Annotated in this window: 8 protein-coding genes; 6 read left to right on the top strand and 2 right to left on the bottom strand. The window is 73.8% G+C overall.

The genetic code is table 11. The features are described 5' to 3' along the window. Window positions 1–561 (bottom strand): DEAD/DEAH box helicase (locus tag KBZ04_RS13780; protein ID WP_254992475.1); only part of this gene is annotated, 561 nt, incomplete at its 3' end. 123 nt (window positions 562–684) lie between these two features. On the opposite strand from KBZ04_RS13780, the gene KBZ04_RS13785 reads away from it, so the two are divergent. From KBZ04_RS13785 to bioA, 6 genes are read left to right on the top strand one after another with little or no spacing between them, the layout of a single operon-like run. Further along, window positions 685–1,860: an aminotransferase class I/II-fold pyridoxal phosphate-dependent enzyme gene (locus tag KBZ04_RS13785; RefSeq protein ID WP_409995989.1), complete on the top strand. Its 1,176-nt coding sequence runs from the start codon at window positions 685–687 to the stop codon at window positions 1,858–1,860. Continuing rightward, window positions 1,860–2,594, top strand: coding sequence for an alpha/beta fold hydrolase (locus tag KBZ04_RS13790; RefSeq protein WP_254992477.1), 735 nt, complete (start codon window positions 1,860–1,862; stop codon window positions 2,592–2,594). Before KBZ04_RS13785 ends, KBZ04_RS13790 begins: the two co-directional genes overlap by 1 nt. Further along, on the top strand, window positions 2,591–3,367 hold the full coding sequence (locus tag KBZ04_RS13795; RefSeq protein ID WP_254992478.1) for an SAM-dependent methyltransferase: 777 nt from the start codon (window positions 2,591–2,593) through the stop codon (window positions 3,365–3,367). Before KBZ04_RS13790 ends, KBZ04_RS13795 begins: the two co-directional genes overlap by 4 nt. Continuing rightward, a complete protein-coding gene (gene bioD, locus KBZ04_RS13800; RefSeq protein WP_254992479.1) occupies window positions 3,364–3,999 on the top strand; it encodes a dethiobiotin synthase in 636 nt (211 codons plus the stop codon). Before KBZ04_RS13795 ends, bioD begins: the two co-directional genes overlap by 4 nt. Continuing rightward, window positions 3,996–4,151, top strand: a complete 156-nt coding sequence (locus KBZ04_RS13805) for a hypothetical protein (RefSeq protein WP_254992480.1) — start codon at window positions 3,996–3,998, stop codon at window positions 4,149–4,151. The genes bioD and KBZ04_RS13805 overlap by 4 nt, the downstream gene beginning before the upstream one ends. Further along, window positions 4,142–5,422: an adenosylmethionine--8-amino-7-oxononanoate transaminase gene (gene bioA / locus KBZ04_RS13810; protein ID WP_254992481.1), complete on the top strand. Its 1,281-nt coding sequence runs from the start codon at window positions 4,142–4,144 to the stop codon at window positions 5,420–5,422. Before KBZ04_RS13805 ends, bioA begins: the two co-directional genes overlap by 10 nt. Before the next feature lie 19 nt (window positions 5,423–5,441). Here bioA and KBZ04_RS13815 read toward each other — a convergent pair. Continuing rightward, on the bottom strand, window positions 5,442–5,742 hold a 301-nt coding region (locus KBZ04_RS13815; RefSeq protein WP_409995988.1), incomplete at its 5' end, for a DUF3143 domain-containing protein.

Here is a 5,742-nt window from a genome sequence, read left to right on the forward strand (position 1 = left end):
GCAATGGATGATCGATTCCTCCCAGACGGTGCCGCGCTGGGTGTCGTTCATGTAGTGGCACTCATCGAGCACCACGGCCTCCACATCGGCGAGGGGGTCGTCGTCGAGGTGGTCGATCTCCGCGTAGAGCATGTTGCGGAAGATCTCGGTGGTCATCACCACCACCTGGGCCTCCCGGTTCAGGCTCAGGTCGCCGGTGAGCAGGCCCACCTTCTCGTGGCCGAACTGGTGGCGGAAATCGCGCAGCTTCTGGTTGGAGAGCGCCTTGAGGGGAGTGGTGTAGAAGACCTTCTGGCCGTGGGCCAGGGCCCGGTGGATGGCGTACTCGCCCACCAGGGTCTTGCCGGAGCCCGTGGGGGCGCTCACCACCACCGAGTGGCCCTGGTTGAGCGAATCGATCGCCTCCAGCTGGAACCCGTCCAGGGGGAAGGGGAACAGCTCCTCCACCGGCGGAACAGGGTTGTTCGCGGCCGTACGGGAGCCGTTCACGTCGCTGCCGATCGCGTTGTTGCTGGGCCCGTCCACACGGGTGGTGCTGCCAACGTCGGGGCTGTCGAGCATCAGCGAATCCTATGGGCTGGACGCGACCTGCCGCCCCCTTAGGGTTTTGCCACCCGTGTTCGGGTTCATCCCTTGGATGCCGACGGCCTGAGGCCCCCCTGGCGGCGGCGGCTCCTTGACGGGCTGGCCGCCCTGCAACAGCAACGGCGGCGGCGGCTGCGCAGTTTCCGTCCCACCGCTGGCAGCGGCCTCCAGGAAGAGCCCGGTGGGGCCGGGGCGGTGCCAGGGGACTCCTGGCCGATCCCCCTGCTGGATCTGGCCAGCAACGACTACCTGGGCCTGAGCCGCCATCCCGGCGTGATCGCCGCGGCCCGGGCGGAACTCGAACGCAGTGGCCTGGGGGCCGGCGCCTCACGGCTGGTCACCGGCACCCGGCCGGTGCATCGGCTGCTGGAGGCCGCCCTGGCCGCCTGGCTGGGCCGGGAGCGGGTGCTGCTGTTCCCCAGTGGTTTCCAGGCCAACGTCGCCGCCGTGAGCGCCCTGGCCGATCGCCAGTCCCTGGTGTGCGCCGACCGCCACGTGCACCACTCCCTGCTGGCCGGCGTGCGCGCCAGCGGGTCGCGGCTGGTGCGCTTCGCCCACAACGACCTGGGGGATCTGGAGCGGCGGCTGGCCCAGGCCCGCTCCAGCCAACCGGACCAGACCCGGCTGGTGCTCAGCGAAAGCCTGTTCAGCATGGAGGGCACCAGTCCGGACGTGCCGGCCCTGGCGGCGTTGTGTCGCCGCCATGGGGCCCTGCTCCTGCTCGATGAGGCCCATGCCCTGGGGGTGCTGGGGCCCGGCGGCCGCGGCCTGGGCCATGGCCTGGAGGGGGTGCACCTGGTCTGCGGCACCTTCGGCAAGGCCTTCGGCAGCGGTGGCGCCTTCCTCGCCGGCGATGCCCTGCTTGGCGACTGGCTGCTGCAGGCCAGCGGCGCCTTCCGCTACACCACCGCCCTGGCACCGCCCCTGGCGGCCGGGGCCCTGGCGGCCCTGCGGCAGATCGAGGCCCAGCCCCAGATCGCCACGGAGCTGCTGGCGCGGGCGCACCGCTGGCGGCAGGCGCTGGCGGCGGCGGGCTGGCCGCGGCCCGCCGGCGACGGGCCAGTGCTGCCGTTGCTGGTGGGGGACGACGGGGCCGCCCTGGCCCTGCAGGAGCGCCTCGAGGCCGCCGGCCTGCTGGCGGTGGCGATCCGCCCTCCCACGGTTCCGGCCGGGACGGCCCGACTGCGGTTGGTGCTGCGTCAGGATCTTCCCGCAGGCACCCTTGCCCGCCTGATCGGAGCCCTCGGCCCGGCCCCGTCCCCCCCCACCCCTTGATGGCCCCCAGCGCCCCCGCCAGCCTCCAGGTGATCGCCATGCACGGCTGGGCCGGCGACGGCGCCAACTGGACGCCCTGGCGGGAGGTGACCGCCCCCCTGGGCTGGCGATGGTCGTGCGCCGAGCGGGGCTATGGCCACCGCACTCCGTTCAGCCCCGCCTGGGAAGGGGCCGGGCGAAAGGTGGTGATCGGCCATTCCATGGGCCCCCACCTGCTGGATGCCGCGGTGCTCGCCGGCGCCGGCGCCGTGGTGCTGCTGGCCGGCTTCGGCCGCTTCGTGCCGCCGGGGGCGGAGGGTCGGCGGGTGCGCGCCGCCCTGGCCGCCATGGCCGCCCAGCTGGCCGAGGGTCCCAGCGAAGCCGAAACGGCCCTGCGGGCCCAGAACCTGCTGCGGCGCTTCCTGGCCGAGGCGGCCAGCCCCGATCCCGCCGAACTGCTGCCCCCTGGGCCCGCCGACCAGCCGGTGGGGGCGGCGGGCCGGGAACGGCTGCGGCAGGACCTGGCCCTGCTGGAGTGCAGCGATGGCCTGCCGGCGGGCTTCCCCACGGAGGCCCGGGTGCTGATCGTGGAGGCCCAAGCCGACCGCATCGTGGTTCCCCAGGCCCGCGCCCTGCTGCGGCAGGCGCTGCCCCAGGCAGATGTGGTCAGCCTGGAGGGGGCCGGCCACTGCCTGCTGCGCAGCCCGGTGATGGCGCCGGTGCTGGAGTGGCTCCAAGGTCTGGGCCCAGCATGAGCCGCCTGGGGTTTGCCACCGACACCAGGGCCGGCCTCAGCGACCGGGTGCGCCAGCACTTCGGGCGCCGGGCAGCGGGCTACGAGGCGCAGGCCCTGCTGCAGCAGGCCATGGCCTGCCGGCTGGGGCACCTCTGCCGTGACCTGCCCCTGCCCACCGGCCCCCGCGCCGATCTGGGGGCCGGCAGCGGCCTGCTGTCGCGGGCGCTGCCGGTGCAGGGGCTGCTGCAGCTCGACCTCTGCCCCGAACTGCTGGAGCGCAATCCCCTGCAGCCAAGGCTGGTGTGGGACCTCAACGACGGCCTGCCACCAGCCCTGCGGGGAGCCGCCATGCTGGTCTCCGGATTCGCGCTGCAATGGCTCGACGATCCCAGTGGCCAGCTGGCCCATTGGTGCCGAGCCCTGGCCACGGGCGGCTGGCTGGCCCTGGCGGTGCCCACCGCCGGCAGCTTCCCCCAGTGGCACCGGGCCGCCGCCGCCGCCGGCGTGCCCTGCACCGCCCTGGAGCTGCCGCAGGCCGACCGCCTGATCCACGCCGCCGCCGGGGCCGGTCTGCGGCTCCACCACAGCCGGGTGCTGCGCTTCAGCCGGCCGCGGCAGGGGGGCCTTCCCACCCTGCGCCACCTGCGGCGGCTCGGCGCCGGCGCCAGCCGCCGCCCACCCCTGTCGGCAGGGGAACTGCGCCGACTGCTGGCCCAATGGCCCGTGGAGGAGCCCCTCACCTGTGAGGTGCTGCTGCTGGTCGGCCACCGCGACCCCACCGCCAGGCCATGAGCGCCCCCCTGCAACTGGTGGTCTGCGGCACCGACACCGACGTGGGCAAGACGGTGGTGAGCGCCCTGCTGGTGCAGGGCCTGGTAGCCCACTACTGGAAACCGGTGCAGAGCGGCCTGGAGGGCGGCGGTGACACGGGCCGGGTCCAGCAGCTGCTGGCGCTGCCCGCGGAACGGGTGTGGCCGGAGGCCTACCGCCTCACGGCCCCCGTCTCCCCCCACTGGGCGGCCGAGCAGGACGGCCTCAGCATCGATCCGGCCCGGCTGGCCCTGCCGGCCTGGGACGGGCCCCTGGTGGTGGAGACGGCGGGGGGGCTGCTGGTGCCCCTGCGGCGCGACTGGCTGCAGATCGATCAGATCGCCGTCTGGGGCCTGCCGGTGCTGCTGGTGGCCCGCAGCGGCCTGGGCACCCTCAACCACACCCTGCTCTCCCTTGAGGCCCTGGAGCGGCGTTCGATCCCCGTCCTTGGCCTGGTGCTCAATGGCGATCCCCACCCCGACAACCCCCGCACCCTGGCTGCCCTCGGTGGGGTGCCGGTGCTGGCGGAACTGCCGCCCCTGGATCCCCTCGACCGCGAGGGCCTGCAGCGGCAATGGCAGCGCAGTGGCCTGGCCCGTAGCCTGCAGCCATGAACCGTAAGCATCTGCTGGTGACAGGCGCCGTCGCCGCGCTCTGTGCAGGCATCCTGGTGCTGTTCACCGACATCGAGACCAGCGTCACCCGCTGGGTCAACTGCGGGCCGCTGGCCACCGGTGGCGAACGCCGTTCGGATGTATGCCGCTGAGTGACCCCGGCTGGCACCCCCACCTCTGGCACCCCTTCACCCAGGTGGCCACGGCCAACCCGCCCCTGCGGGTGGTGCGCGGCGAAGGGGCTCTGCTGGAGCTGGAGGATGGCCGCCGGCTGATCGATGGCATCAGCAGCTGGTGGGTGACCCTGCACGGCCACGCCGAGCCCAGCATCGCCGCCGCCGTCGCCCGCCAGGCCCGCACCCTCGAGCAGGTGGGTTTCTCCGATTTCCGCCATCCGGCCGCCGAGCAGCTGGCCGAGCGCCTGGCCGCCTGCAGCGGGCTGGAGCGGCTGTTCTTCTCCGACAACGGCTCCACGGCGGTGGAGGTGGCCCTGAAGATCGCCTGGCAGTGGTGGCGCAACCGGGGCGAACCCCGCCAGCAGCTGATCGCCTTCGAGGGGGCGTATCACGGCGACACCTTCGGCGCCATGGCGGTGGGGGAGCGCTCCCTGTTCTCGGAGGCGTTCGAGCCGCTGCTGTTCGCCGTGGCCCGGGCCCCCTGGCCCGCCACCTGGTGGGACGACGAGGGGGTGGAGGCGCGGGAGGCCGCCGCCCTGGCGCGGCTGGAGCAGCTGCTGGCGACGCCCACCGCGGCGGTGATCCTCGAACCCTTGCTGCAGGGGGCCGGCGGCATGGCCCTGGTGCGCGAATCGTTCCTGCGCCGGGTGGAGGTGATGGTGCGCGCCACCGGGGCCCTGCTGATCGCCGATGAGGTGATGACCGGCTTCGGCCGCAGCGGCCACCTGTTCGCCTGCCAGCGGGCCGGCATCCAACCCGACCTGATGGCCCTCTCCAAGGGGCTCACGGGCGGCTTCCTGCCCATGGGGGTCACCCTGGCCCGGGAGGCCATCTACGAGGGCTTCATCGGCACCGCCCCGGGCCTGACCCTCTTCCACGGCCACAGCTTCACCGCCAACCCCCTGGGTTGCGCCGCCGCCCTGGCCAGCCTTGATCTGCTCCAGGAGCGGCCAGAGCGCCACCAGGGGTTCGAGGCGCGCCACCGCCCCCAGCTGGAGGCCCTGGCACACCATCCCCTGGTGCGACGGCCGCGACTGCTGGGCAGCGTCGCCGCCTTCGAGGTGGCCACGGATCAGCCCGGCTACCTCAATCCGGTGGGGCCACGGCTGCAACGGCTGGCCCTGGAGCGGGGCGTGTTCCTGCGGCCCCTGGGGCAGGTGGTCTACCTGCTGCCACCGCTGTGCCTCGACGACGACCAGCTGGCCCATTGCTACGCCGCCATCGACGCCGCCCTTTCCAGCCTCTGAACGGCATGGCCCCCGGCCCTCAGGGGCCCGCCAGGATCGCCGCCTCCACATCGGCCCGCGAGAGTCCATAGGGGAACTGGCGCGCCGTGGTGCGGCCCTCCTGGTGCCAGCTCACCCGCAGTTCCTCCACCTCCAACGCGATGCGGGCGCTCCATTCAGGGCGGTGCAGGTCCCAGTGGGCGACGTTGGTGCGCGACTGGTTGGCGCCCAGCTGACGCAGCCAGGCCTCCAGGGCGGGCAGGGGGTGGTTGTAGAGGGGGGTGGCCGCGGGGGGCAGGGTCACGGTCGGATTGGCAGGGGCGGGCTGGGGGAGGGGGGTG

The sequence above is a fragment of the Cyanobium sp. N5-Cardenillas genome (assembly GCF_024345515.1).
GTDB lineage: Bacteria > Cyanobacteriota > Cyanobacteriia > PCC-6307 > Cyanobiaceae > Cyanobium.

Coding starts and splice junctions, on each gene's coding strand:
- KBZ04_RS13790 (WP_254992477.1), top strand. CDS start 1,860: ATGGCCCCCAGCGCCCCCGCCAGCCTCCAGGTGATCGCCATGCACGGC.
- KBZ04_RS13795 (WP_254992478.1), top strand. CDS start 2,591: ATGAGCCGCCTGGGGTTTGCCACCGACACCAGGGCCGGCCTCAGCGAC.
- bioD (WP_254992479.1), top strand. CDS start 3,364: ATGAGCGCCCCCCTGCAACTGGTGGTCTGCGGCACCGACACCGACGTG.
- KBZ04_RS13805 (WP_254992480.1), top strand. CDS start 3,996: ATGAACCGTAAGCATCTGCTGGTGACAGGCGCCGTCGCCGCGCTCTGT.
- bioA (WP_254992481.1), top strand. CDS start 4,142: ATGCCGCTGAGTGACCCCGGCTGGCACCCCCACCTCTGGCACCCCTTC.